This is a genomic window from Xenorhabdus kozodoii, from assembly GCF_002632875.1.
Lineage (GTDB): Bacteria > Pseudomonadota > Gammaproteobacteria > Enterobacterales > Enterobacteriaceae > Xenorhabdus > Xenorhabdus kozodoii.
Window position 1 is genome coordinate 153,735 of the sequence record NZ_NJCX01000003.1, and the last position, 23,834, is coordinate 177,568.

21 protein-coding genes and 5 tRNA genes are annotated in these 23,834 nt (G+C 44.7%); 4 read left to right on the forward strand and 22 right to left on the reverse strand.

Annotated elements, in window-relative coordinates:
• Positions 1–163: 163 nt before the first annotated feature.
• The 4 genes from modE to gpmA all read left to right on the forward strand — a co-directional run bounded on the left by modE (position 164) and on the right by gpmA (position 4,594).
• Positions 164–955, forward strand: a complete 792-nt coding sequence (gene modE, locus Xkoz_RS03180; RefSeq protein WP_099140725.1) for a molybdenum-dependent transcriptional regulator — start codon at positions 164–166, stop codon at positions 953–955.
• A gap of 118 nt (positions 956–1,073) precedes the next feature.
• On the forward strand, positions 1,074–2,558 hold the full coding sequence (modF, locus tag Xkoz_RS03185; protein ID WP_099140726.1) for a molybdate ABC transporter ATP-binding protein ModF: 1,485 nt from the start codon (positions 1,074–1,076) through the stop codon (positions 2,556–2,558).
• 210 nt (positions 2,559–2,768) lie between these two features.
• Positions 2,769–3,608 carry a CPBP family intramembrane glutamic endopeptidase gene (locus Xkoz_RS03190; RefSeq protein WP_099140727.1) on the forward strand — a complete coding sequence of 280 codons (840 nt, stop codon included), beginning with the start codon at positions 2,769–2,771 and terminating at the stop codon, positions 3,606–3,608.
• A 233-nt stretch (positions 3,609–3,841) separates the two neighbouring features.
• Entirely contained in the window at positions 3,842–4,594 is a 753-nt protein-coding gene (gpmA, locus tag Xkoz_RS03195) for a 2,3-diphosphoglycerate-dependent phosphoglycerate mutase (protein WP_099140728.1), read from the forward strand.
• A 78-nt stretch (positions 4,595–4,672) separates the two neighbouring features.
• Here gpmA and aroG read toward each other — a convergent pair whose 3' ends face one another.
• The 22 genes from aroG to sucA all read right to left on the reverse strand — a co-directional run bounded on the left by aroG (position 4,673) and on the right by sucA (position 23,566).
• Positions 4,673–5,725, reverse strand: a complete 1,053-nt coding sequence (gene aroG, locus Xkoz_RS03200; protein WP_099140729.1) for a 3-deoxy-7-phosphoheptulonate synthase AroG — start codon at positions 5,723–5,725, stop codon at positions 4,673–4,675.
• Positions 5,726–5,960: 235 nt separating this feature from the next.
• Positions 5,961–6,686, reverse strand: a complete 726-nt coding sequence (gene pnuC, locus Xkoz_RS03205) for a nicotinamide riboside transporter PnuC (protein ID WP_099140730.1) — start codon at positions 6,684–6,686, stop codon at positions 5,961–5,963.
• 423 nt (positions 6,687–7,109) lie between these two features.
• Positions 7,110–7,249 (reverse strand) — tRNA-Lys (locus Xkoz_RS20440).
• Between the two features lie 30 nt (positions 7,250–7,279).
• Positions 7,280–7,419 (reverse strand) — tRNA-Lys (locus Xkoz_RS20445).
• A 30-nt stretch (positions 7,420–7,449) separates the two neighbouring features.
• Positions 7,450–7,589 (reverse strand) — tRNA-Lys (locus tag Xkoz_RS20450).
• A gap of 30 nt (positions 7,590–7,619) precedes the next feature.
• Positions 7,620–7,695 (reverse strand) — tRNA-Lys (locus Xkoz_RS03225).
• A 30-nt stretch (positions 7,696–7,725) separates the two neighbouring features.
• Positions 7,726–7,801, reverse strand: a tRNA-Lys gene (locus Xkoz_RS03230).
• Between the two features lie 157 nt (positions 7,802–7,958).
• Positions 7,959–8,735 (reverse strand): cell division protein CpoB, encoded by a 777-nt coding sequence (gene cpoB / locus Xkoz_RS03235; protein WP_099140731.1) that lies wholly within the window; start codon positions 8,733–8,735, stop codon positions 7,959–7,961.
• 9 nt (positions 8,736–8,744) lie between these two features.
• Positions 8,745–9,248, reverse strand: coding sequence for a peptidoglycan-associated lipoprotein Pal (pal, locus tag Xkoz_RS03240; RefSeq protein WP_099140732.1), 504 nt, complete (start codon positions 9,246–9,248; stop codon positions 8,745–8,747).
• Positions 9,249–9,290: 42 nt separating this feature from the next.
• Positions 9,291–10,598, reverse strand: a complete 1,308-nt coding sequence (gene tolB / locus Xkoz_RS03245; protein WP_099140733.1) for a Tol-Pal system beta propeller repeat protein TolB — start codon at positions 10,596–10,598, stop codon at positions 9,291–9,293.
• A 168-nt stretch (positions 10,599–10,766) separates the two neighbouring features.
• Complete coding sequence (gene tolA / locus Xkoz_RS03250; protein ID WP_167386548.1) at positions 10,767–11,846, reverse strand: cell envelope integrity protein TolA; 1,080 nt, start codon at positions 11,844–11,846, stop codon at positions 10,767–10,769.
• A 35-nt stretch (positions 11,847–11,881) separates the two neighbouring features.
• Positions 11,882–12,313: a colicin uptake protein TolR gene (tolR, locus tag Xkoz_RS03255; RefSeq protein ID WP_099140735.1), complete on the reverse strand. Its 432-nt coding sequence runs from the start codon at positions 12,311–12,313 to the stop codon at positions 11,882–11,884.
• Positions 12,314–12,337: 24 nt separating this feature from the next.
• A complete protein-coding gene (tolQ, locus tag Xkoz_RS03260) occupies positions 12,338–13,027 on the reverse strand; it encodes a Tol-Pal system protein TolQ (protein WP_099140736.1) in 690 nt (229 codons plus the stop codon).
• Positions 13,024–13,428, reverse strand: a complete 405-nt coding sequence (gene ybgC / locus Xkoz_RS03265; protein WP_099140737.1) for a tol-pal system-associated acyl-CoA thioesterase — start codon at positions 13,426–13,428, stop codon at positions 13,024–13,026. Before ybgC ends, tolQ begins: the two co-directional genes overlap by 4 nt.
• A 113-nt stretch (positions 13,429–13,541) precedes the next feature.
• Complete coding sequence (gene ybgE / locus Xkoz_RS03270) at positions 13,542–13,829, reverse strand: cyd operon protein YbgE (RefSeq protein WP_099140738.1); 288 nt, start codon at positions 13,827–13,829, stop codon at positions 13,542–13,544.
• Complete coding sequence (gene cydX / locus Xkoz_RS03275; RefSeq protein WP_099140739.1) at positions 13,829–13,945, reverse strand: cytochrome bd-I oxidase subunit CydX; 117 nt, start codon at positions 13,943–13,945, stop codon at positions 13,829–13,831. The genes ybgE and cydX overlap by 1 nt, the downstream gene beginning before the upstream one ends.
• A gap of 11 nt (positions 13,946–13,956) precedes the next feature.
• On the reverse strand, positions 13,957–15,096 hold the full coding sequence (gene cydB / locus Xkoz_RS03280) for a cytochrome d ubiquinol oxidase subunit II (protein ID WP_099140740.1): 1,140 nt from the start codon (positions 15,094–15,096) through the stop codon (positions 13,957–13,959).
• 14 nt (positions 15,097–15,110) lie between these two features.
• Complete coding sequence (gene cydA / locus Xkoz_RS03285; protein ID WP_099140741.1) at positions 15,111–16,682, reverse strand: cytochrome ubiquinol oxidase subunit I; 1,572 nt, start codon at positions 16,680–16,682, stop codon at positions 15,111–15,113.
• Between the two features lie 646 nt (positions 16,683–17,328).
• Positions 17,329–18,198, reverse strand: a complete 870-nt coding sequence (gene sucD, locus Xkoz_RS03290) for a succinate--CoA ligase subunit alpha (protein WP_099140742.1) — start codon at positions 18,196–18,198, stop codon at positions 17,329–17,331.
• Positions 18,198–19,364 carry an ADP-forming succinate--CoA ligase subunit beta gene (gene sucC / locus Xkoz_RS03295; RefSeq protein WP_099140743.1) on the reverse strand — a complete coding sequence of 389 codons (1,167 nt, stop codon included), beginning with the start codon at positions 19,362–19,364 and terminating at the stop codon, positions 18,198–18,200. Before sucC ends, sucD begins: the two co-directional genes overlap by 1 nt.
• A gap of 167 nt (positions 19,365–19,531) precedes the next feature.
• The gene (odhB, locus tag Xkoz_RS03300; RefSeq protein ID WP_099140744.1) at positions 19,532–20,743 is read right to left on the reverse strand and encodes a 2-oxoglutarate dehydrogenase complex dihydrolipoyllysine-residue succinyltransferase; all 1,212 of its coding nucleotides are present in this window, start codon (positions 20,741–20,743) and stop codon (positions 19,532–19,534) included.
• A 15-nt stretch (positions 20,744–20,758) separates the two neighbouring features.
• Positions 20,759–23,566 (reverse strand): 2-oxoglutarate dehydrogenase E1 component, encoded by a 2,808-nt coding sequence (gene sucA / locus Xkoz_RS03305; RefSeq protein WP_099140745.1) that lies wholly within the window; start codon positions 23,564–23,566, stop codon positions 20,759–20,761.
• Positions 23,567–23,834 lie beyond the last annotated feature (268 nt).

A 23,834-nucleotide genomic window follows, 5' to 3' on the forward strand; every position in this document is an offset into this window, starting at 1 on the left:
CCTGAGTGACTAACAAATTAACTGTGTCATATCTGAACCGGATATAACACAGACACTAATTCGGTTATTCTAGACAATAAAACAGTAACAGTAACCGACGAAACGTGCGATTCTTAGGGTTCTGTTGTAAAAACTCCCAAATATTTGCCCTAAATAAATCACTATGCAAGCCCAAATATTGTTAACACTGAAATTGCAACAGCGCCTGTTCGCTGACCCCCGGCGAATTAAGCTACTCAAACAGATTAAAATCACGGGTTCTATCAGCCAGGGTGCAAGGCAGGCTGGGATCAGCTACAAAAGTGCCTGGGATGCCATCAGCGAAATGAATCAGCTCGCAGATGAGCTATTGGTGGAACGCGCCACCGGTGGGAAAGGCGGTGGCGGTGCCCAACTGACCCATTATGGCGAACGTCTGGTACAACTTTATGATCTACTAGAAAAAATTCAACAAAAAGCGTTTGATGTTTTGACAGATGATTCCCTGCCTTTAGACAGCCTACTCGCCGCCATATCGCGTTTTTCATTACAAACCAGCGCCCGAAATCAATTTTTTGGTACGATCATTGAACGTGACCAGACAGACATTCAACAACATGTGCGGGTTTTGTTGTCCGGTAGCAAGACGCTAATCTATGCGGCGGTAACGGGACAAAGTGCCGATCGATTAAATTTAGTCGCAGGGAAAGAGGTGTTGGTGTTAATTAAAGCCCCGTGGATAACCTTGACTAAAGATCATGTCCCTTCTGCGGCATTCGGTAATGTCCTGCCCAGCCAGGTGAGCCATGTTGAAACCGGTACAGAATACAGTGAAATTATCCTGACGCTTGATGGTGGTGATCCCCTTTGCGTTACATTACCCAACCAAGAGATGACGCGTTTGCAGCTTCAACCCCGCGATTCTGTCACTGCATTTTTTAATGCTGATAAAGTGATCATTGCCACTTTATGCTAAATCGAATACAAAAATGATGAATCCTCAATGAATAACAGACAGCTACACATTGACATTGAACATTATTCCGCTTATTTCTGGTGATCCTTTAGTTGATGTTGCTTAAAAAGGAAGAAAAATGTCTGAATTGCAAATAACGCAAGGTCGTTTCCGTTTAAGTGACACCCGTACCCTACGGCTGCCGTCACTGAAAATTATTTCCGGAGAAAGTTGGGCTTTTGTTGGCGCAAATGGGAGTGGAAAATCTTCGTTGGCTCGTGCACTGTCAGGTGAATTAATTCAACTGGCAGGCGAACGTCATTGCTCGTTTCGCACACCAATACGTCTATCTTTCGAACAATTACAAAAACTGGTTGATGAAGAGTGGCAACGTAACAACACAGACCTGCTCAGTGAAGGGGAAGAGGATACTGGGCGCACAGCCGCAGACATCATTCAACTCCACCATAAAGACAGTGAATTGTGCCTTGAATTAAGCAAATATTTTGGCATTAAGGATTTACTGTCACGGCGATTTAAATACCTCTCAACAGGGGAAACACGTAAGGTTCTGTTATGTCAGGCATTAATGGCAAATCCTGACCTACTTATCCTTGATGAACCTTTTGATGGGTTAGATAGTTATGCCCGAACTCAACTGTCCCAATTATTCAGTTCTCTGGCGGCAAAAGGCATTACCTTAGTTTTGATCTTAACCCGATTCCATGAAATTCCTGATTTTGTCGAACAAGTCGGGGTGCTGGCGGATTGCCACCTGACGCTAGCGGGCAACAAAGAACGCATTTTGGCAGAATCTCTTGTGGCACAATTGGCGCACAGTGAAGGGCTGGAAAATATTCATCTTCCCGAAACCGATGAATACCAGCCTGACAGGCAACTGCCAACCGATGAGCCGCTCGTGTCAATGCATAATGTCATTGTCCAATACAATGACAAACCCATTTTGCACGGCTTAAGCTGGCAAGTGAACCCTGATGAACACTGGCAAATCATCGGTGAAAATGGCGCCGGAAAATCGACACTCCTTAGCCTGATTACAGGCGATCATCCCCAAGGTTACAGTAATAAGTTAATCCTATTTGGTCGCCAACGGGGGAGCGGGGAAACAATTTGGGACATTAAACGTCACATTGGTTATGTCAGTAACAGTATTCATCTGGAATATCGAGTCAGTACCCGCGTTCGTAACGTTATCCTTTCGGGTTTTTTCGACTCCATAGGACTCTATCAGGCAGTGTCAGATCGACAGCAACAGTTGGCCGATGAGTGGCTGGACTTACTGGGGTTATCCGGTTCAATGGCAACCAGCCCTTTTCATAGTTTGTCATGGGGACAGCAACGGCTGGTCTTGATTGCCCGCGCCCTCGTGAAACATCCGGCTTTATTGATTTTGGATGAACCCTTGCAAGGCCTTGACCCTCTGAACCGCCAGTTAGTCCTGCGCTTTATTGATATCATGATTTCCAATGGCGACACGCAGCTTCTGTTTGTTTCCCATCATCAGGAAGATGCACCAAAGTGCATTACCCATCGCCTGCGGTTTATGCCTGATGGTGATATTTACCGATATGAAACGGAGAGTGTTTCCGCAGATTCTCTGTAATCTTCGCTATTCATTCAACTTATTACTTTGACCCCTTTCTTAATAGAGAGGGGTTCCCTGCTGTCGCTTTACGATAACGCTTTATAAAATCAAGTAATATTTTTTTGATATTTTTTATTATTATTTTTGAATTTTTTAACCATTACTATAAAATCACCGCCTATTTTTAGTCTACTTCATTGATTTTTTTCAAAGATAACAGGGAATTATATGGCTTGGACATTACTTGCCATTTCATTGGCTCTTTTAGAGCGTCGTCAGAAAATTGCTTTTTTCATCGTGCTCTTCGCTATCATTGCTGGGATCAGCACTCACATACTGACCTATCCGGCTATAATCACGCTGACGGTGATCGCGCTTTTGGGTGTGGCACATATTTATTGCCGAAAAAACAGCGGCAATCACACTGGCCTTAAAATTATGATCGAGTTGTTGTTGCTCATCAGTAGCATCTCTCTATTTATGCATTACATTCCCGGATTTCATAATCTCAAGTATCTGGATAAAGTGCAGACAGGCCCACTCAGCGCACCTTTTTCAATGTATTTCAACTTTGACAAAGCGTTGCTACCCTTCATCCTCATGTTTTGTATGCCGACGTTGTTCATCCGAAAACCGTTGGTTAATGCACCTGCTCATGGATGGGCCTTATTAATCGCAGCCATGCCGGCACTATTAGGACTTGCAACAGTGTTAGGCGGTCTGTCCGTTGAACTCCATTTGCCTAATTGGTTTCCTGTTTTCGCCATCGTTAATCTGTTCTTTGTCTCTTTGGCTGAAGAGGCACTGTTTCGTGGCTATATTCAGCAAAAGTTAAGTCAATGGATGAATCCTTACTTAGCGCTTGTCATTGCCTCCCTGCTTTTTGGCATTCCCCATTTTATGGGTGGCGGTTTGCTGATGATTTTCTCTACGCTGGCAGGGTTAATTTACGGTCTGACATGGCTATGGAGCGGGCGTTTATGGGTGGCTGTTGCTTTCCATTTTTCATTCAATCTGATGCATCTACTGTTTTTCACCTATCCAATAAAATCAGTCATCATGCACTAAACTGAATGCCATTTTGATCTGAACTGTTGCCTTGTTATCGGGGTACAGTTCAGATTATGCACTGCCTCCCCCCTTTCCTCCCTCCCGGTTATGTGATTGCCGTCATTATCACCAAATATGATTTAAGACAGGAGATACGAGACTATTGTTTGCCGTTTTGGCCTGTCGCGCCATATAATGCCCGCAGCAATCTTTTCATTTTGTATCAAAAAGTACTGATAGGAGTTTAAGCTATGGCTGTAACTAAGCTGGTTCTTGTAAGGCACGGAGAAAGCGAGTGGAACAAAGAGAACCGTTTTACTGGCTGGACTGACGTTGAATTGTCAGACAAGGGCCGCTCTGAAGCACAACAAGCCGGGCAACTGCTGAAAGAAGAAGGTTTCTCTTTCGATTTCGCCTACACTTCCGTTTTAAAACGTGCCATTCACACCTTGTGGAACATTCTGGATCAGGTTGATCAACAATGGCTGCCCGTTGAGAAAAGCTGGAAACTGAATGAACGTCACTACGGTGCATTACAGGGCCTGGATAAAGCCGAAACCGCAGCCAAATATGGCGATGATCAAGTTAAATTGTGGCGTCGTGGTTTCGCTATTACTCCTCCTGATTTGACCAAAGAGGATGAACGTTACCCAGGCCACGATCCTCGTTACGCAAATCTGAAATCAGAAGAACTCCCCGTTACCGAAAGTCTGGCGACGACGATTGAACGTGTTATTCCTTATTGGGAAGACGTTATCAAACCGCGCGTAGAAAAAGGCGAAAAAGTCATTATTGCCGCTCATGGTAACTCTCTGCGTGCATTGGTCAAGTATCTGGATAATATGAGCGAAGAAGAAATTCTTGAGCTGAATATTCCAACGGCTGTACCGCTGGTGTATGAGTTTGATGAGAATATGAAACCTATCAAACATTACTATCTGGGCAACGCTGATGAAATCGCGGCAAAAGCGGCGGCCGTTGCAAACCAGGGTAAAGCGAAGTAATCCCCAAAGATCGCACAAAAAAGAATGTTAAAAAGCCGGGCTGAACTCCGGCTTTTTTTAGGGCTTTTTGGCGATAACTTAGCCCCTGCGGCTCTGGACAGCCTGAGACAACTGACGCAGTAACGTTTCTGTATCATCCCAACCAATACAGCCGTCGGTCACACTCTGACCATAAACCAAAGGCTTGCCATTCTCCAGGCTTTGGTTTCCTTCGACCAGATGGCTTTCAACCATAACCCCAATAATCGCATTTTCGCCACCTGCGATTTGGCCGCAAACATCCACACCAACATCCATTTGTCTTTTGAACTGCTTCGCGCTATTTGCATGACTGAAATCAATCATCACGCGGGGAGCCAGGCCCGCTTTTTCTAGCCCTTCTTTAACAGCGCTGACATGTGCGGCGCTGTAATTAGGCTCTTTGCCACCCCGCAGAATAATATGGCAATCGTGGTTACCTGTTGTATTAACAATGGCTGAGTGGCCCCATTTCGTCACTGACAAGAAACAGTGCGATGAGCTGGCTGAATTAATGGCATCAATAGCGACTTTAATGGTTCCATCCGTGCCATTTTTGAAACCAACCGGGCAAGACAACCCAGAAGCCAATTCGCGATGAACCTGAGATTCTGTTGTACGTGCCCCTATTGCCCCCCAGCTCATAAGATCTGCCAAATATTGAGGGGAGATCATATCAAGAAATTCACCCGCCGCCGGTAACCCCATCTCATTAATATCGAGTAATAGCTTACGGGCAGTACGTAACCCATTATTGATATTAAAACTGCAATTCATGTTTGGATCGTTAATCAACCCCTTCCAGCCTATGGTTGTGCGCGGTTTTTCAAAATAAACCCGCATAACAATTTCCAAATCGGCTTGCAATTCTTCACGTAATTTATTCAAGCGCCCGGCATATTCCAATGCCGATTGTGGATCATGAATTGAACATGGGCCAATCACTACCAAAAGACGATCATCTTCACCAATTAAAATATTATGAATAGATTCACGTGCCTTGTGAACAGTAATCGCGCTCTCTTTTGTCGCCGGAAATTTTTCGAGTAATGCAACGGGTGGCAATAATTCTGTTATTTTTCTTATTCTTATATCGTCATTCTGGTAATTCATTATCCTTTCACCTAATACGTTTACAGTTATTTGAAATAATTTTGTGATCTCAATCTAACGGTTAGGCGTTGTTCTGTAAATAATCTTTGTGAGTAAAAAGAGGATACTTTTTTATAGCGGGTGCTATTAGATGTAAAAATGATGTTAATTCAAATGAATGGTCTAATAAGAAAAGAATATTTTATAGAAAATATCAGATAACAGGCCATAGATGATCTATGGCCGATGATTAGTATTAATTTACATTTTCTTCTGGTTGATACCCGTTATGTTTTGCTGCCTTGATCCACAGGCGAGCACCGTTTAGTGCAATACCGGTCAAAATAATATATTGCAGTGACATCGCCAGAACGCCTTGATAATAATAAATCACGACACTGATAACATTGATGACAATCCAAACCAGCCAATTCTCTACATGCTTACGCGTCATCAATATCATTGCCACTATGGATAATACTGTCATCACAGAATCCCAGAATGGGAAAGCGTCAGGCTGTAAATCAGGCATGGAGATATTAAAACCCATTCCCTGTAGGGCAAGCACGACCACTTTTGCCATATAACCAAATATTTGATCAATATTAAATGTCATAACCAATATGGCAAAGATGGAAATTACGGCAACAATAGCCATCTGTTTAGGGTTGAGCCAGCGAATTTTAAGCTCGATTTGTTTTTGCTCATTGACTCGGCTCCATGCATACCAACCATAGATATTAGCCGCGAAGAAGAAAATTTGCAGAATGAGGCTAGCGTAGAGTTGAATTTGGAAGAAGATGACAGCGAATAACGAGACATTAATTAATCCAAATAAGTAATTGATAATTTTCTCCTGGCTAGCGAGCCAGATACATAACAAGCCCGCTACCGTACCAATTGCTTCAATGAATGAAAGATTATAACCGTCTGTTCCTAATGGTATCTGTACTAATATGTTATCAATGTTGAAAAAATCCATGCTTTCTTATCCTTACCTTAAGTAATGTTTAGTATATCAATACAACCAACGTGAAATAACGAGATAATTAGGCTATTTTGCTCTTTGTTGTTTTACATACTAAACAAGATAGCTAATTTATGAGTAAAATTCAATGTTAATTAAATAAACGTTCAATAAACCATTAACCAACATTTAACGTTCAATAAAATAACGTGTATCGATATCTAAAAACAGAAAATTACTTATCAATTTATGAGGTGGTTTTACATTAAATTAGGGAGGAATGTGAAATTTTTGAACGTTTCTATCTTTATTTTACTGAATTCTACCAGTAAATAGATAATTTTTATTAAAAGATTGAGTGGGAACCATAGAGTCAGCGAGAAATTCAGTAAAAGTAAACATGCACATCACACAGCAGCAGGATGAAGAGGATTTAGATGGTGGGTCGTGCAGGATGATTCGGCCTTCGGCCTCACCCTTCGGGTCGATGCTCACGCATCGTTGTCTCGCTTCGCTCGGCTCGAACCTGCGACCCATTGATTAAAAGTCAACTGTTCTACCGACTGAGCTAACGACCCATCTAAGGCGTATTTGAATGAGGATTTAGATGGTGGGTCGTGCAGGATGATTCGGCCTTCGGCCTCACCCTTCGGGCCGATGCTCGCGCATCGTTGTCTCGCTTCGCTCGGCTCGAACCTGCAACCCATTGATTAAAAGTCAACTGTTCTACCGACTGAGCTAACGACCCATCTAAGGCGTATTTGAATGAGGATTTAGATGGTGGGTCGTGCAGGATGATTCGGCCTTCGGCCTCACCCTTCGGGCCGATGCTCACGCATCGTTGTCTCGCTTCGCTCGGCTCGAACCTGCAACCCATTGATTAAAAGTCAACTGTTCTACCGACTGAGCTAACGACCCATCTAAGGCGTATTTGAATGAGGATTTAGATGGTGGGTCGTGCAGGATTCGAACCTGCGACCAATTGATTAAAAGTCAACTGCTCTACCGACTGAGCTAACGACCCATCTAAGGCGTACTTGAATGAGGATTTAGATGGTGGGTCGTGCAGGATTCGAACCTGCGACCAATTGATTAAAAGTCAACTGCTCTACCGACTGAGCTAACGACCCATCTAAATCTGTTCGGCAGTTATCCCTGCCAACGGCGGCATATATTACTGATTTCTCAGCATGGCGCAATGTTTATTTTAGAAAACTTGTTTAAACGCTTATTAAGCAGGCAATCATCCCCAAAAAGACCGATATCTGACCTTTCGGGGGATAATTATTACATCCCGGCAATCTTTTTCTCGGCCATTTTTGCTGCATTTGTACCAGGATATTGCTTAATCACCTGTTGGTAAACGGCTTTCGCTTTATCCTTTTGCCCTTTTTCCTGCATAATTAAACCCACTTTATACAGGGAGTCACTGCTCTTTTGTGACTTGGGATAATCTTTCACAACTGTAGCAAAATAGTAAGCCGCATCGTCTTTCTTGCCTTTGTTGTAATTCAACTGCCCTAACCAATAATTGGCATTCGACAAGTACTTAGACTTAGGGTAGGTTTTGGCAAAGTTTTGAAATGCTAAAATCGCTTTATCATATTCTTTGGTATTGATAGCCAAAGAAACAGCGGCATCGTAATCACTTTTTTCACTTCCTGTGCTCGCCGATGCAGCAGGCTGTTTATTCTCAGCTTGTGCCGAAGATGCAGCATTACGGTTTTCTGAGTCTGAACTTTCCGCACTTGATGGATTCGTGATTTTATCCAACTGGAGATAAAGATCTTTTTGACGTTCAACGATCTGATTTAATTGATACTGATTTTCCTGAATTTGACCGCGAAGTGTATCAATATCACGTTGAGAATCAGAAAGTTGTTGCTGGAGCTGGGTTAATAATTGACTGTGAGCGTCAGAGATACGCTCTAGTTGAGAGAGGCGCTCATCGGTGGAGCCTGAGCCGACATTACTGATTGGCGCTTGGGCAGTAGCGGCCCAAGGAGCCGCTACGCCAACCAATAACGACAGACCCAACACATAATGTCTGAAGTTACTGTTCATGCATTACTCTTAGTATACGATCACAGCGCGACGGTTTTTCGCATAGGCTGCTTCGTCATGGCCAAGTACAGCCGGTTTTTCTTTACCGTAAGAAACGATAGCAAGCTGATCAGCAGAAACGCCTTTACCTTGCAGGTACATTTTCACTGCGTTAGCACGACGCTCACCCAGAGCAATGTTGTACTCTGGAGTACCACGTTCGTCTGCATGACCTTCAATGGTCACTTTAACAGATGGGTTAGTACGCAGGAAGGCGGCGTGTGCATCCAACATCTGAGCAAATTCGCTGTTGACGTCATACTTATCGAAACCGAAGTATACGACATTGTTGTTTTGCAGCTCTTGCATCTGCTGACGTGCTAATTCTTCCGCAGACAGACCTGCTTTAGAAGAATTATCAACAGTGCCTACACCAGACTGATCATTGTTGCCAGTTTTGTTAGAACTACACGCTGCTACGGCCATGATTGGTAAAGCTAACATCAGCCCTTTTAGCACTTTGTTCAGTTGCATCTTTTTGATCCTTTTATAGTTTGCCATATATATTATTATGCATCACAGATACGGCGACCAGGCAGGGGATTTCACCTGTCCATCAGTAGCCGGAAGACGCGCTTTGAAACGCCCATCAGTCGAAACTAGCTGCAATACAGTTCCCCACCCTTGAGTGGAGCTATAAATCACCATAGTGCCATTAGGTGCGATGCTCGGCGTTTCATCCAGAAACGTATCTGTCAAGACTTGGACAGATCCCGTTGCCAGATCTTGTTTGGCGATGTGCTGACTGCCACTCGCTGAGCTAACCATCACAATAAAACTACCGTCAGGGCTAACATCTGCATCTTGGTTCTGTGATCCTTCCCAAGTTAGGCGTTGTGGAGCACCGCCATTAATATCGATTTTATATAATTGCGGACGCCCACCCTGATCTGAGGTATAGACCAGTGTCTGGCTATCCGGCATCCAGCTCGGCTCAGTATTATTACTGCGGCCATCAGTGACCTGACGGATTTGACCAGAAGCTAAATCCATCACGTAAAGATTCAAACTGCCGGTTTTAGATAATGCAAAGGCCAGCTTAGTTCCATCAGGAGAAAATGCAGGTGCTCCGTTATGGCGAGGAAATGAAGCCACTTGACGTTTAGCGCCTGTCGCCAGTGTTTGAATCATCAATGCAGAACGACCACTTTCAAACGTAACATAGGCAAGTTTGGATGCATCTGGCGACCATGCTGGTGACATCAACGGTTCTGGTGAGCTATGTACGGTAAATTGGTTATAGCCATCATAATCAGAAACACGCAATTCATAAGGATACTTACCCGCACTGTTATTTTTAACAACATAAGCTATACGGGTAGTAAATGCACCTTTAATACCTGTCAGTTTTTCAAAAACCTGATTACTGGCAGTGTGTGCAGCAAAGCGCAGCCATTTCTTTTCAATTGTGAATTGTTCTTGTGACAATACCGTTCCCGGTGCACTCGCAACGTCAACAAGCTGATAAGAAACCAAAAATTTACCATCTGCGCTTGGCTGGATATGTCCAACAACGACGGAATCTATCCCTAACGCAGCCCATGCAGCAGGTGTTACCTCTGACGCAGTCGTCGGCTGTTGCGGCATACGGGTAGGATCAATGGGGTTAAATTTTCCGCTGTTTCTCAAATCCGCGGCAATAATTGAACCAATATTTTCAGGAGGCTCGCCTGCACCAGTCCATTTAAATGGGACAACCCCGATAGGACGGGCGGAATCAACGCCTTGTGTTATTTCAATGCGAACCTCTGCATGAGCAAGTGCTGCCCACATCATCAGAAAGCCCAATATAACTTTAAACGTTTGTTTAAAAGTTTGTTTCATCATCTCTCCCTTATCGCGATCTTTTACCTGCCGCAATAATCCGCCGGATTCTAACAAACGCCAACAAACAAAACTAGATACCTAAATAAAATCTAATCATTTTGTTTGTACATATAAATTATTCGGCAGTTTGCTCAGTGCATATTGATTATCCACTCAACGTTTAACTTACTGCGGTTTAAATTCTAATGTAAAATTCTTAAAGTGTTCATAAATCTCTTTGTTTGGCGGCTGCGGCATTTTTTTCGTCAAATTGGCTGCGGCAATCGCTGCCCGACATAACGCCGGATCACCGGCCCCCGCTTTAATATCAATCAGCAATCCATCTGGTGCCAGTTTGATATTTAAAGCACAAGTACGACCGATATACAGGCTTGGATCGCGAAAATACTGCTGGATCGCAGACTGAATCTGCCCCTTGTAATTATTGATATCGGAATCGGAAGGGCCACTTTTCTTACCGCCACCTTTTCCTGCCGCAGTTGCCCCCCCTTGCTTAGGTGCATTAGACGTCAATCCACCTAACAGATCATTAACCGTTTGAGACTGCTTTGCCGCTTCTGCCTTGGCTTTCGCTTTAGCTTCTGCCTTTGCCTTGGCTTCTGCCTCCGATTTTGCCTTGGCTTCTGCCGCTGCTTTGGCTTCTTCTTTAGCTTTTGCTTCAGCCGCTGCTTTGCGTTTTACCGCCTCTTCCGCTTCTTTTTTCGCCTGAGCCTCCGCTTTCTGCCGTGCTTCTGCCTGCTCTTTTAAAATTCTTTCCTTTTCTGCCCGTGCTTTTGCAGCGGTTTCTTCCGCTTGTTTTTGTTCTTCACGCGCTTTGGCAGCAGCGGCGGCAGCCTGTTCCTGCTCTTCACGTGCTTTAGCGGCCGCAGATTCAGACTGTTTTTTCTGTGCTTCCGCTTCCTGTAAGGCTTTAATCCGCTCTTCTTCTGCGGCTTTCAAACGTTCCTGTTCTTCCGCCTGCTTTGCCCGCAATTCAGCCGCCTGTTGTTCAGCTTTTTTCTGCCGCTGTTGCTCGGCTAGTTTTGCATTGGCTTGCTGCTGCTGTTGCTGGTTATATTGCTGAACAACCGCATTCGGATCGACCATCACAGCATCAATAACAGTACCGTTTTGTCCACCGCCCCCCATTTCTGTTTTTTGCACCAGAGAACCCCAAATCAGAAACCCGATCAGGATAATGTGCAATATTACCGAAATGATAATGGCGCGATTCAGCTTATTGTTTTGCTCGCTTGTCTTTCCCACACTCGACATCCAGAAACTTTAAGTGACAGTTACTATCAGGCACCAATAGGCTGAGTCATTAAGCCCACCGATTTTACACCCGCCTGACGAAGCATATTCAACGCCTTGATAATTTCATCATAAGGAACTTCCTTAGAACCACCAATCAGGAAAATCGTTTTCGGATTGGCTTTCATCAAGGTTTGAGCTTCTGCAACGATTTGCTGTTCAGGTAACAATTCTAAACGTTCCTGGTTAACAACCATGTTGTATTGCCCTACCCCAGAAACTTCCACAATGACCGGCGGATTATCAGTGCTAGAAACTGTTTTTGAATCCACCGAATCAGGTAAATCGACTTCTACGCTTTGCGTGATAATCGGTGCTGTTGCCATAAAAATAAGCAGCAACACCAGCAACACGTCCAGCAAGGGGACGATATTGATCTCGGATTTTAGCTCACGTCTGCGACTACGAGTGCGCGCCATTCGCTGATTTCCCCTTACGATTGATTACGACTTACTGGTATTGGAAGCAAAAGCCTGGCGATGCAAAATAGCCAGAAATTCTTCCATAAAGTTATCGTAAACTTGTTCTAATTTGTTAACGCGCTGGTTCAGACGGTTATAGGCCATCACCGCAGGAATTGCCGCAAAAAGACCGATAGCCGTTGCAATCAGAGCCTCAGCAATACCGGGCGCCACCATTTGCAAGGTTGCCTGTTTCACTGCACCCAGAGCAATAAAGGCATGCATGATCCCCCAGACCGTACCAAACAAACCAATATAAGGGCTGATGGAGCCTACCGTACCCAAAAATGGAATGTGATTTTCCAATACTTCCAATTCACGATTTAGTGAAATACGCATAGCACGAGAAGTCCCTGTAATAACAGCCTCTGGTGCATGGTTGTTTGCCTGATGTAAACGCGCAAACTCTTTAAATCCAGAATGGAATATCTGCTCAACACCACTTAAAGAATCACGGCGTGACTGACTTTCTTTATAAAGGCGAGATAATTCAATACCAGACCAAAACTTATCTTCAAATGCCGCGGCCTCACGGCTTGCAACATTAAGAATTTTTGTCCGTTGAATAATGATTGCCCAAGAGACAATAGAGAAGCCAATCAAAATCAGCATAATTAGCTGCACTAAGAAACCGGCCTTAAGAAATAAATCAAGGATGTTCATGTCAGTCACTGCTTCAACTCCGCGACAATAGACTTTGGAAGCGCAATCGGCTTCATTTGAGATGAATTCACGTAGACAACCAGGCATTCTGCACTGTTGATAACTACGCCATTGCAATCAACAATTCGTTGAATAAATGTCAGAGAAGCACCACGGATATTCGCAACTTCGCTTTCAACAACTAGCTGATCATCCAGTTTTGCTGGTTTCCGGTAGTCAATCGTCATGCGACTAACAACAAAGCCAACTTGTTCATCTAGCATAGATTGCTGGTGGATGCCTCTTTCACGCAACATCTCTGTACGAGCTCTTTCGTAAAAACCCAAATACCGAGCGTGATAAACCACACCACTAGCATCTGTGTCTTCGTAGTAAACACGGATAGGCCAACGGAACAACATATTACTCATATAATCCTAATTCGGCGAATTGACGCTGTCACTATACTTAAGACAATAGCGCTTTGGAATGACCTATCAGTAAAAAATTTTATAGGCCAGCGGCCTATAAAATTACAATTAGTTTACTTAAAGAAATGATATAAGCCAAAAAGAAGAATAAAAAATGCAGGTAATGGGTGAAAAAACACACGCCAGATAATACGCTTAGGGTGAAAACCAACACCAAAAGTAACGCCAGCGCAAACTGCCCAAATCAATAAAATACCTTGCCATATTTGCAATGAACTCGTGTTGGCAGCAAAGCGGGCAGGATCCCAAAATACACATACAGCAAGCGCTAAGGCTATGATGAGGATAAGAGCCCTCACTGGGCTCTTATCCATAAGTTGGTAGCATTTATCAGCCAACATTATTTTTTGTCACTCTCAGAGGCTTTTTGTGATTCGCTATGCTCAAGTGCCAAGGCAGCAATGACAGCAAAGCTACAAGCCAAGAGCGTTCCGAGAATCCAAGCAAAATACCACATGCCAATGCTCCTTAGTACAGTGAGTGTTTGTTGTTTTCAATGTAGTTCTTATCCAAACGCCCGAAGGTTTTGTAATAACACCAAATGGTGTAAGACAACACAATAGGAACAAAGATAAGTGCAACAACGAACATAATTTGCAACGTCCACTGACTGGAGGTTGCATCCCACATAGTCAGGCTGACATTCGGGTCAATGCTTGACGGCATCACGAACGGGAACATAGCAATACCGGACGTCAGGATAATGCAAGCCACTGTCAGTGATGAGAATAAGAATGCCCAGGCACCTTTATTCATCCAGGTAAACAGCATAGTCAGAAGAGGAAGCAGCACACCTAACACAGGTATAGCCCACAAAATCGGATAGGTATTGAAGTTGGTCAGCCATGCACCCGCTTGCTGGACGACCTCTTTATGTAACGGATTAGATGCCGCATTAACATCCAGCCCCCCCGTTACAACATAGCCATCAATGCCATACACCAGCCATATTCCTGCTAACAGGAATGCAATCGCCGTTATTGCCGCACAAACATGAGTGGCGGTACGGGAACGAAGATGCAATTCACCTGTTGTACGCATTTGCAGATAAGTTGCACCCTGCGTCACAATCATCATCAAGCTAATCACACCCGCCAGCAATCCATAAGGGTTCAGTAATCCGAAGAATGAACCTTCATAGGAGACACGCAGGTAAGAGTCTACCGCCAACGGTACGCCTTGTAGCAAATTACCAAATGCCACGCCGATCACCAATGCAGGTACGAAGCTACCGATAACCAGCCCCCAATCCCACATATTGCGCCATTTGCTGTTTTCCAGTTTTGAGCGGTAATCAAAACCAACCGGACGGAAAAACAGGGCAGCCAGAACCAGAATCATTGCCACATAGAAACCAGAGAAAGCGGCTGCATATACCATTGGCCATGCGGCAAACAGGGCACCACCAGCGGTAATTAGCCAAACCTGGTTACCATCCCAGTGTGGGGCAACTGAGTTAATCATGATGCGGCGTTCGGTATCATTTTTACCAATGATCCGCAGCAGGATACCAACTCCCATATCGAAACCATCAGTCACTGTGAAACCGATCAGTAACACACCAATCAGCAGCCACCATATAAATCGTAATACATCATAATCAAGCATAAGTGGACTCCTGCTTACTCAATATTATTCGCTGAAGAAGCTGTTTTTTGTTCAAAATGGTAACGTCCGGTCTTGAGGCTACTTGGGCCAAGACGGGCGAATTTGAACATCAAGAACATCTCTGCGATCAAGAACAGAGTGTATAGACCACAAATCAGCACCATTGAGAAAATCAGATCGCCGACACTACGTGTTGAAGCCGCAACAGCCGTTGGCAACACTTCACCAATCGCCCACGGCTGACGACCATATTCTGCGACAAACCAACCGGCTTCAACGGCAATCCACGGCAATGGAATACTGAACAATGCAGCACGCAGCAGCCACTTATATTGACCGATACGGTTACGGAGAACACTCAGGAACGACAGACCGATAACCAACAGCATAATAAAGCCAGCAGCAACCATGATACGGAATGCAAAGTAGAGCGGTGCTACACGTGGGATAGAGTCTTTCGCGGCAGCTTTAATTTGCTCTTCTGTCGCATCTGCTACGTTTTGGGTATAACGTGTCACGAGCATACCATAGCCAAGATCTTTCTTACTTTCGTTGAATGCACTGCGAACACTTGGATCAACATTACCTGAACGCAGTTCTTCCAGCAATTCATAGGCTTTGATACCGTTACGGATACGTTGCTCGTGCTGGCTTATCAAATCACGCAAACCAACAACCGGTGTATCGATGGAGCGGGTAGCAATCAGACCTAAAACGTAAGGAATTTGGATGGAATATTTATTTTCCATTTTGTCCTGATCAGGAATCCCAATCAGTGTGAATGAAGCGGGAGGCGGCTGGGTTTCCCACTCTGCTTCAATGGCTGCCAATTTGGTTTTCTGCACGTCCCCCATTTCATAGCCAGATTCATCACCCAGAACGATGACAGAGAGTATTGCAGCCATACCAAAACTTGCGGCAATCGCAAAAGAACGTTTGGCAAACCCCAAATCGCGCCCTTTAAGCAGATAGTAAGAACTAATACCCAAGACAAAAATGGCCCCAGTAACATAACCGGCGGCAACAGTGTGAACAAATTTCACCTGGGCAACAGGGTTAAGTACCAGTTCACTGAAACTTACCATTTCCATTCGCATGGTTTCGAAATTAAAATCAGATGCAATCGGGTTTTGCATCCAACCATTCGCGATCAGGATCCACAATGCAGAGAAGTTAGAGCCTAATGCAACCAGCCAGGTAACCGCCAAGTGTTGTTTCTTACTCAATCTGTCCCATCCGAAGAAAAACAGACCAACGAATGTGGATTCGAGGAAGAATGCCATCAGACCTTCGATAGCCAGAGGCGCACCGAAAATATCACCAACATAATGTGAGAAATATGACCAGTTGGTTCCGAACTGGAACTCCATGGTCAAGCCCGTTGCGACACCCAAAGCAAAGTTAATACCAAATAACTTGCCCCAGAATTTTGTCATATCTTTGTAGATCTGTTTGCCAGAAAGGACATATACCGTTTCCATGATCGCAAGCAAAAACGCCATACCGAGCGTTAATGGCACGAACAAAAAATGGTACATGGCAGTTAAGGCAAACTGTAATCGTGACAGTTCGACAATATCAAACATCTTGACTCCTTGCTCCTAGCAGGAAGACACCGACTTGCGGCAACCCGACTTCGTAAAACGAAAGCCTCGTAACTACCAGCAATAAATGCCTCAAACACAACAATGAATTATTACAAAATCAAAAAAACAATAGATACCACAATAATATTACGCCTATATTCACATACAATAAATAGCTTTTACGTGACTCAGCTTAGAATTCTGAATATAGGTCAACAATCCCATACATTCTCAAGCTAATATCTATATATACTAGATCAATTTAATCAAGTTTAGCGAATACAATCCAGAGTAATAAATTGATTTTAGTCAATTTTTTCCTTGTTTTGTTAATCTTTACAGCTATTATTTCATTATAGTTTACCCAGTGTTAATAAGTTGTTATTTGCAATGAGTTGTGATTTATTTTTTGCTGTAAAATGCATTAGAAAATTAACTTTTATTTTTCATTTTTTAAAAAATATATTTTTTCGATATTTCCAATTTAATTAATCAAATAAATAGATTTTCCTAAAATCCGGTTCAATTAAATTGGAAAACAATCCGTCTTATAAATCAACTAACCTACTGTTAATATTATAATTTAAAAATAAAAGGCCACCCTAAGGCAGCCTTTTTCTATAAAAAATAGTTTATTTTGTGGTTCTTATATCAATAACGCTTTTACAGCATCGCCAATGTCTGCAAGGCTACGCACAGTCTTCACACCCGCAGCTTCCAGTGCCGCAAATTTCTCATCTGCTGTCCCTTTACCACCTGCGATAATCGCTCCGGCATGGCCCATGCGCTTACCTTTCGGGGCAGTTACACCCGCAATATAAGCAACAACCGGTTTAGTCACATGTTCTTTGATATAAGCAGCAGCTTCTTCTTCGGCTGTACCACCAATTTCACCAATCATGACAATCGCTTCTGTCTGTGGATCTTTCTCGAACAGTTTCAGAATATCAATGAAGTTTGAACCTGGGATTGGGTCCCCACCGATACCAACACAGGTAGATTGCCCTAATCCAGTATCTGTGGTCTGTTTAACCGCTTCATAAGTCAATGTCCCTGAACGGGAAACAATGCCGACTTTACCTGACTGATGAATATGACCAGGCATAATGCCGATTTTGCATTCGTCCGGTGTAATGACTCCCGGACAGTTAGGGCCAATCATACGGACACCCGCTTGATCCAGTTTTTCCTTAACTATCAACATGTCGAGTGTTGGGATGCCTTCTGTAATCGTGATGATCAGTTTAATACCACCATCAATCGCTTCCAGAATAGAATCCTTACAAAATGGTGCCGGAACGTAGATAACAGAAGCGGTCGCTCCCGTGGCATCAACTGCTTCACGTACGGTGTTGAATACCGGTAATCCCAGGTGCTCAGTACCACCTTTACCAGGTGTTACACCACCAACCATTTGAGTACCGTAAGCTATCGCCTGTTCGGAGTGAAAAGTACCTTGGCTGCCAGTAAAACCCTGACAAATCACTTTGGTGTTTTTATCGATTAAAATAGACATTATTTATTCCCCGCCGCTGCGACTGCCTGTTTAGCCGCATCTGTCAAACTGGTAGCTGCAATGATGTTCAAGCCACTGTCCGCCAGTTTTTTAGCGCCCAGTTCAGCATTGTTTCCTTCCAGACGAACAACCACCGGTACGTTAACGCCCACTTCTTCCACCGCACCAATAATGCCGTCAGCAATCAAGTCACAGCGGACAATACCACCAAAGATATTAACCAAAACAGCCTTCACATTTTCATCTGACAAGATGATTTTAAATGCTTCGGTAACACGTTCTTTTGTTGCACCCCCCCCCACGTCAAGGAAGTTGGCGGGTGCACCACCGTGCAGTTTAACAATGTCCATTGTACCCATTGCCAGACCTGCACCATTCACCATACAGCCGATGTTGCCATCCAGCGCAACATAGTTCAGTTCCCACTGTGCAGCCTGAGCTTCACGTGGATCTTCCTGCGAAGGGTCGTGCATTTCACGCAGTTCAGCCTGACGGAACATCGCATTGCCATCAGCGCTCAACTTTCCATCCAAACAAACCAGATCATCTTGGGTTGTGATCACCAGAGGGTTGATTTCAACTAATGCCAAATCACGCTCTAAGAACAGGTTAGCCAAGCCCAAGAAAATCTTGGTGAATTGACCAACTTGTTTACCCGTCAAACCGAGTTTGAATGCCAATTCACGGCCTTGATAAGGCATAGGGCCAGACAGTGGGTCGATAATGGCTTTATGAATGAGTTCGGGCGTTTCTTCCGCCACTTTTTCTATTTCGACGCCACCTTCAGTAGAGGCCATGAACACTACACGACGTGTACCGCGGTCAACAACAGCACCGAGATACAGCTCCTTGGCAATATCGGTTGCACCTTCCACCAAGATCTGATGGACAGGTTGCCCTTGCGCGTCAGTCTGGTAGGTGACCAGTCGTTTACCCAGCCATTGTTCAGCAAAAGCACGGATATCTTCCTTGCTATTGACGACCTTCACACCACCAGCCTTACCGCGGCCACCTGCATGAACCTGACATTTAACGACCCAAGGGCCTGAACCAATCTTGGATGCTGCTTCTTCTGCTTCGCGCGGAGTGGTACAAGCGTAACCCGTAGGTGCTGGCAAACCATACCGTGCAAAAAGTTGTTTTGCCTGATACTCGTGTAAATTCATGATGTTCTATCCATAATTTAATTTAAGAAAGGTAAATTACCTTCTATTTTGTTGATCTGGATATGACCAGCCCAAAAGGGCTGGCCTGCATAGAGGTTTACATCAACGTCGTACTGCTTCAGACTTGGCGGAGTTAACACCCTCCGCCGATAGTGATGCTATAGATGCTATACATCCAGCAACAAACGTGTTGGATCTTCCAGCATTTCTTTGATGGTCACCAGGAAGCCTACTGACTCACGACCGTCAACCAGACGGTGGTCGTAGGACAGTGCCAGATACATCATTGGAAGGATCACAACCTGACCATTGACTGCCATTGGGCGATCTTTAATGGCATGCATGCCAAGGATTGCGCTTTGTGGTGGGTTAATGATCGGGGTGGACATCAGGGAGCCGAAAACACCGCCGTTAGTAATTGTGAAGTTACCGCCAGTGAGTTCTTCAACGGTCAGTTTGCCGTCGCGGCCTTTGACAGCCAGCTCTTTGATGCTTTTCTCAATGTCAGCCATGCTCAATGCATCTGCATCACGCAGCACAGGGGTAACCAGGCCACGTGGTGTAGAAACAGCAATACTGATATCAAAATAGTTGTGGTAGACCACATCTGTGCCATCAATGGAAGCGTTCACTTCTGGATAGCGTTTCAGCGCTTCAACAACGGCTTTCACATAGAAAGCCATGAAGCCCAGACGTACACCATGACGTTTCTCAAACGCATCACCATACTGCTTGCGCAATTCCTGAATGGGCTTCATGTTGACTTCATTGAAAGTCGTCAACATTGCCGTATTGTTTTTCGCTTCAAGCAGACGTTCAGCAATACGCTTGCGCAAGCGCGTCATTGGGACACGTTTTTCACTACGGTGTGGCAATAATGATGACTGTTCAGCAGATACAGCCGGCTTATCACTCTCTTTTTTATTCGTAGCAATATATTTTTCTATATCTTCACGAACAATGCGACCACCAACACCACTGCCTTTAATGGCAGCCGGATCTAAGTCATGCTCTGCAATCAGACGACGAACAGCAGGGCTTAGTGCATCGTTACTTTCTTCTTCCAAAGACGCGGTCTGACGCTGCGCGGGTGTTGCCTCTACTTTGGTTTTTACTTCAGCCGGCATACCTGTGCTATCCCCCAGACGGATACGGCCTAGCAGTTGCTTGGACAGTACAGTGGCGCCCTCTTCTTCAAAAATAGATTCCAAAACACCCGCTTCACTCGCTGGCACTTCCAGAACCACTTTATCCGTTTCAATTTCAACCAGCACTTCATCACGCGCTATGGTGTCACCTGGTTTTTTATGCCATGTTGCGACAGTGGCATCGGCAACAGATTCAGGAAGGTCTGGAACCAGAATTTCTACGCTACTCATTTTCTATCCTTAAATTTATTCAACGTTCAGTGCGTCATTAACCAGTGCTTGCTGTTGCTGCTGGTGAACAGACGGATATCCCACAGCCGGGGAAGCAGATGCTGGGCGACCTGCATACCGTAAGGAAGCCCCAAACGGGATTGCTTCACGGAAATTATGTTGACTGCAATACCAAGCCCCTTGGTTCAGCGGCTCTTCCTGACACCAGACGAAATCATGAACATGGGCATACTGCTCAAACTGAGCTTGCAAATGTTGACGTGGGAATGGATACAACTGCTCAATACGCACAATAGCAACATTGGTCTGTTCATTCTTACGACGCTGTTCCAGCAGATCGTAATAAACTTTACCGGAGCAAAGCACAACGCGCTTAACATCTTTTGGATCCAAACCGTCAATTTCGCCAATCACTGGCTCAAATTTGCCATTCGCCAATTCATCCATAGTAGATACGGCCAACGGATGACGTAATAATGATTTCGGTGACATAACAATGAGCGGACGGCGCATACCACGCAGAGCCTGACGGCGCAGCATGTGATAAACCTGGGCTGGGGTCGATGGAACGCAAACCTGCATGTTTTGTTCAGCACACAGTTGCAGATAACGTTCCAGACGCGCCGATGAGTGCTCTGGGCCTTGTCCTTCATAGCCATGTGGCAACAGCATAACCAGGCCACACATACGGCCCCATTTCTGTTCACCGGAACTAATAAACTGGTCAATCACAACCTGGGCTACGTTGGCAAAATCACCAAATTGCGCTTCCCAAATCGTCAGTACACGAGGCTCGGTTGTTGCGTAACCGTATTCAAATGCCAGTACAGCTTCTTCTGAAAGGACAGAATCCCATACGTTAAATGTACCTTGGCCATTGTGGATATTCGCCAACGGCACATACACAGAAGCATTGTTTTGGTCATGAATAACGGCATGGCGGTGGAAGAAAGTACCACGTCCCGCATCTTCACCAGAGATACGTACAGGAATACCTTCATCAACCAGAGTCGCGTATGCCAATGTTTCTGCTGCGCCCCAGTCAAACAATTTATTGCCATTAGCCATGTCTGCACGGTCGCCATAGATTTTCGCAACACGTGAGTGCATTGCCACTTCGGCAGGAACAGTGCTGATGCTTTTGCCAAGATCTTGCAGACGTTTCATATCCATCTTATGCGGATACTCTTCATCCCATTCATGGTCCAGGTAGGGTTCCCATGTGAATGAATGCAGCCCCATTGGACGCCATTCATCGACAACACACCCTCCATTATCCAGCGCATCACGGTACAGGTTCACCATTTCAGTCACGTCATTGGCACCCAGTAAACCTTCCGCTACCAGCCTATCTGCATAGATTTTACGTGCTGTTGGCAGTTTTTTGATTTTTTGGTACATCAGCGGTTGAGTTGCACTTGGCTCATCAGCTTCGTTATGACCGTGGCGGCGGTAACAAACCAGGTCGATCATCACGTCACGTTTGAACGTATTACGGAAGTCAAGCGCCAGACGAGTAACAAATGCAACCGCTTCCGGATCATCCGCGTTCACGTGGAAAATCGGCGCCTGAACCATTTTCACAATATCAGTACAGTATTGTGTTGAACGGGCATCTTTCGGGTTAGACGTGGTAAAGCCAACCTGGTTGTTCACTACGATACGAATAGTACCGCCAACTTCATAACCGCGAGCCTGAGACATGTTCAGCGTTTCCTGAACAATCCCCTGCCCGGTTACTGCTGCATCACCGTGAATGGTGACAGGCAAGACCATGTTACTACGCCCTTCATTAAGACGATCGCGGCGGGCACGTACAGAACCGATAACAACAGGGCTGACAATTTCAAGATGAGAGGGGTTAAAAGCCAGTGCCAAATGCACCAGACCGCCTTCAGTCTCGAAATCAGAAGAAAAACCTTGATGGTATTTTACGTCGCCGGTACCCAGATGCTCTTTATGTTTACCTGCAAACTCGTCGAACAGATCAGCCGGTTTTTTACCCAAGAGATTGACCAAAACGTTGAGACGGCCACGGTGAGCCATTCCCAATACAACCTCGCGGGTATTTTGTTTACCTGCATGACGGATCAACTCTTTTAACATCGGGATGAGTGCGTCACCACCTTCCAGGGAGAAACGTTTCGCCCCTGGGAACTTAGCACCTAAATAGCGTTCCAAACCTTCCGCTGATGTTAATTCTTTCAGGAAACGACGCTTTTCTTCCGCACTAAACTGTGAACTTACTGCCACTGACTCCAGGCGTTGCTGGATCCAACGTTTTTCTTCCGTATTGGTGATATGCATATATTCCGCACCAATTGAACCGCAATAAATGCGTTTCAGCGCGTCATACAGATCAGCCAATTTCATGGTCTCTTTACCAATGGCGAAAGAGCCTACGTTAAACGTTTCTTCAAAATCCGCTTTTGTTAAATTATGGAAAGCAGGATCAAGATCAGGTACAGGTTCCTGTTTCCATAATCCCAATGGATCAAGGTTTGCATGTTGGTGTCCGCGGAAGCGGAATGCATTGATAAGCTGCAAAACTTTGACTTGTTTTGCATCCATTGCTGGATCGCTGACTGAAGTGTGGTAACGTGTGGCATCCTTTGCCAGACGACGGAAATAATCGCGTGTCTGTGAGTGAAGTTGTTCGCCGCTAAGTCCTGCATCTGGTAATTGTTGGAAAATTTCTCTCCAACTTGCATCAACAGAATTAGGATCGGTTATATAGTCTTCATAGATTTGCTCTATGTAAGACTGGTTTGCCCCAGCCAGAAAGCTTGAGTCCAGCCAGTCCTTCATTGCGCCGTTCTGCATTGTGATCCCTTAAGCTTTAAAAGCTTTAGTTTTCGCCGTGGTTAACAAATACCGCTTAATTAGCGGTGTTGATAAAAGGTTCATTTGGACGTGCTTAATGCATGTTCTTCTATGGGTTTTCCTACCCTTCAAGGAACCTTTAAAAACTGAATATCCGTTTTTAAAGATCCCTTTATTTGGAAACACACTTCGTCTTTCGCAGTAGGCAATTTATCATTTTTCATTCTTTAAGCCCTCCACTGATTTGATATTTATTTCAAAATTGTGG

Excerpts from the sequence above, each read along its gene's own strand:
- modE (WP_099140725.1), top strand. The coding sequence starts at position 164 with ATGCAAGCCCAAATATTGTTAACACTGAAATTGCAACAGCGCCTGTTC.
- modF (WP_099140726.1), top strand. The coding sequence starts at position 1,074 with ATGTCTGAATTGCAAATAACGCAAGGTCGTTTCCGTTTAAGTGACACC.
- Xkoz_RS03190 (WP_099140727.1), top strand. The coding sequence starts at position 2,769 with ATGGCTTGGACATTACTTGCCATTTCATTGGCTCTTTTAGAGCGTCGT.
- gpmA (WP_099140728.1), top strand. The coding sequence starts at position 3,842 with ATGGCTGTAACTAAGCTGGTTCTTGTAAGGCACGGAGAAAGCGAGTGG.
- aroG (WP_099140729.1), bottom strand. The coding sequence starts at position 5,725 with ATGAATTACCAGAATGACGATATAAGAATAAGAAAAATAACAGAATTA.
- pnuC (WP_099140730.1), bottom strand. The coding sequence starts at position 6,686 with ATGGATTTTTTCAACATTGATAACATATTAGTACAGATACCATTAGGA.
- cpoB (WP_099140731.1), bottom strand. The coding sequence starts at position 8,735 with ATGAACAGTAACTTCAGACATTATGTGTTGGGTCTGTCGTTATTGGTT.
- pal (WP_099140732.1), bottom strand. The coding sequence starts at position 9,248 with ATGCAACTGAACAAAGTGCTAAAAGGGCTGATGTTAGCTTTACCAATC.
- tolB (WP_099140733.1), bottom strand. The coding sequence starts at position 10,598 with ATGAAACAAACTTTTAAACAAACGTTTAAAGTTATATTGGGCTTTCTG.
- tolR (WP_099140735.1), bottom strand. The coding sequence starts at position 12,313 with ATGGCGCGCACTCGTAGTCGCAGACGTGAGCTAAAATCCGAGATCAAT.
- ybgC (WP_099140737.1), bottom strand. The coding sequence starts at position 13,428 with ATGAGTAATATGTTGTTCCGTTGGCCTATCCGTGTTTACTACGAAGAC.
- ybgE (WP_099140738.1), bottom strand. The coding sequence starts at position 13,829 with ATGTTGGCTGATAAATGCTACCAACTTATGGATAAGAGCCCAGTGAGG.
- cydX (WP_099140739.1), bottom strand. The coding sequence starts at position 13,945 with ATGTGGTATTTTGCTTGGATTCTCGGAACGCTCTTGGCTTGTAGCTTT.
- cydB (WP_099140740.1), bottom strand. The coding sequence starts at position 15,096 with ATGCTTGATTATGATGTATTACGATTTATATGGTGGCTGCTGATTGGT.
- cydA (WP_099140741.1), bottom strand. The coding sequence starts at position 16,682 with ATGTTTGATATTGTCGAACTGTCACGATTACAGTTTGCCTTAACTGCC.
- sucD (WP_099140742.1), bottom strand. The coding sequence starts at position 18,198 with ATGTCTATTTTAATCGATAAAAACACCAAAGTGATTTGTCAGGGTTTT.
- sucC (WP_099140743.1), bottom strand. The coding sequence starts at position 19,364 with ATGAATTTACACGAGTATCAGGCAAAACAACTTTTTGCACGGTATGGT.
- odhB (WP_099140744.1), bottom strand. The coding sequence starts at position 20,743 with ATGAGTAGCGTAGAAATTCTGGTTCCAGACCTTCCTGAATCTGTTGCC.
- sucA (WP_099140745.1), bottom strand. The coding sequence starts at position 23,566 with ATGCAGAACGGCGCAATGAAGGACTGGCTGGACTCAAGCTTTCTGGCT.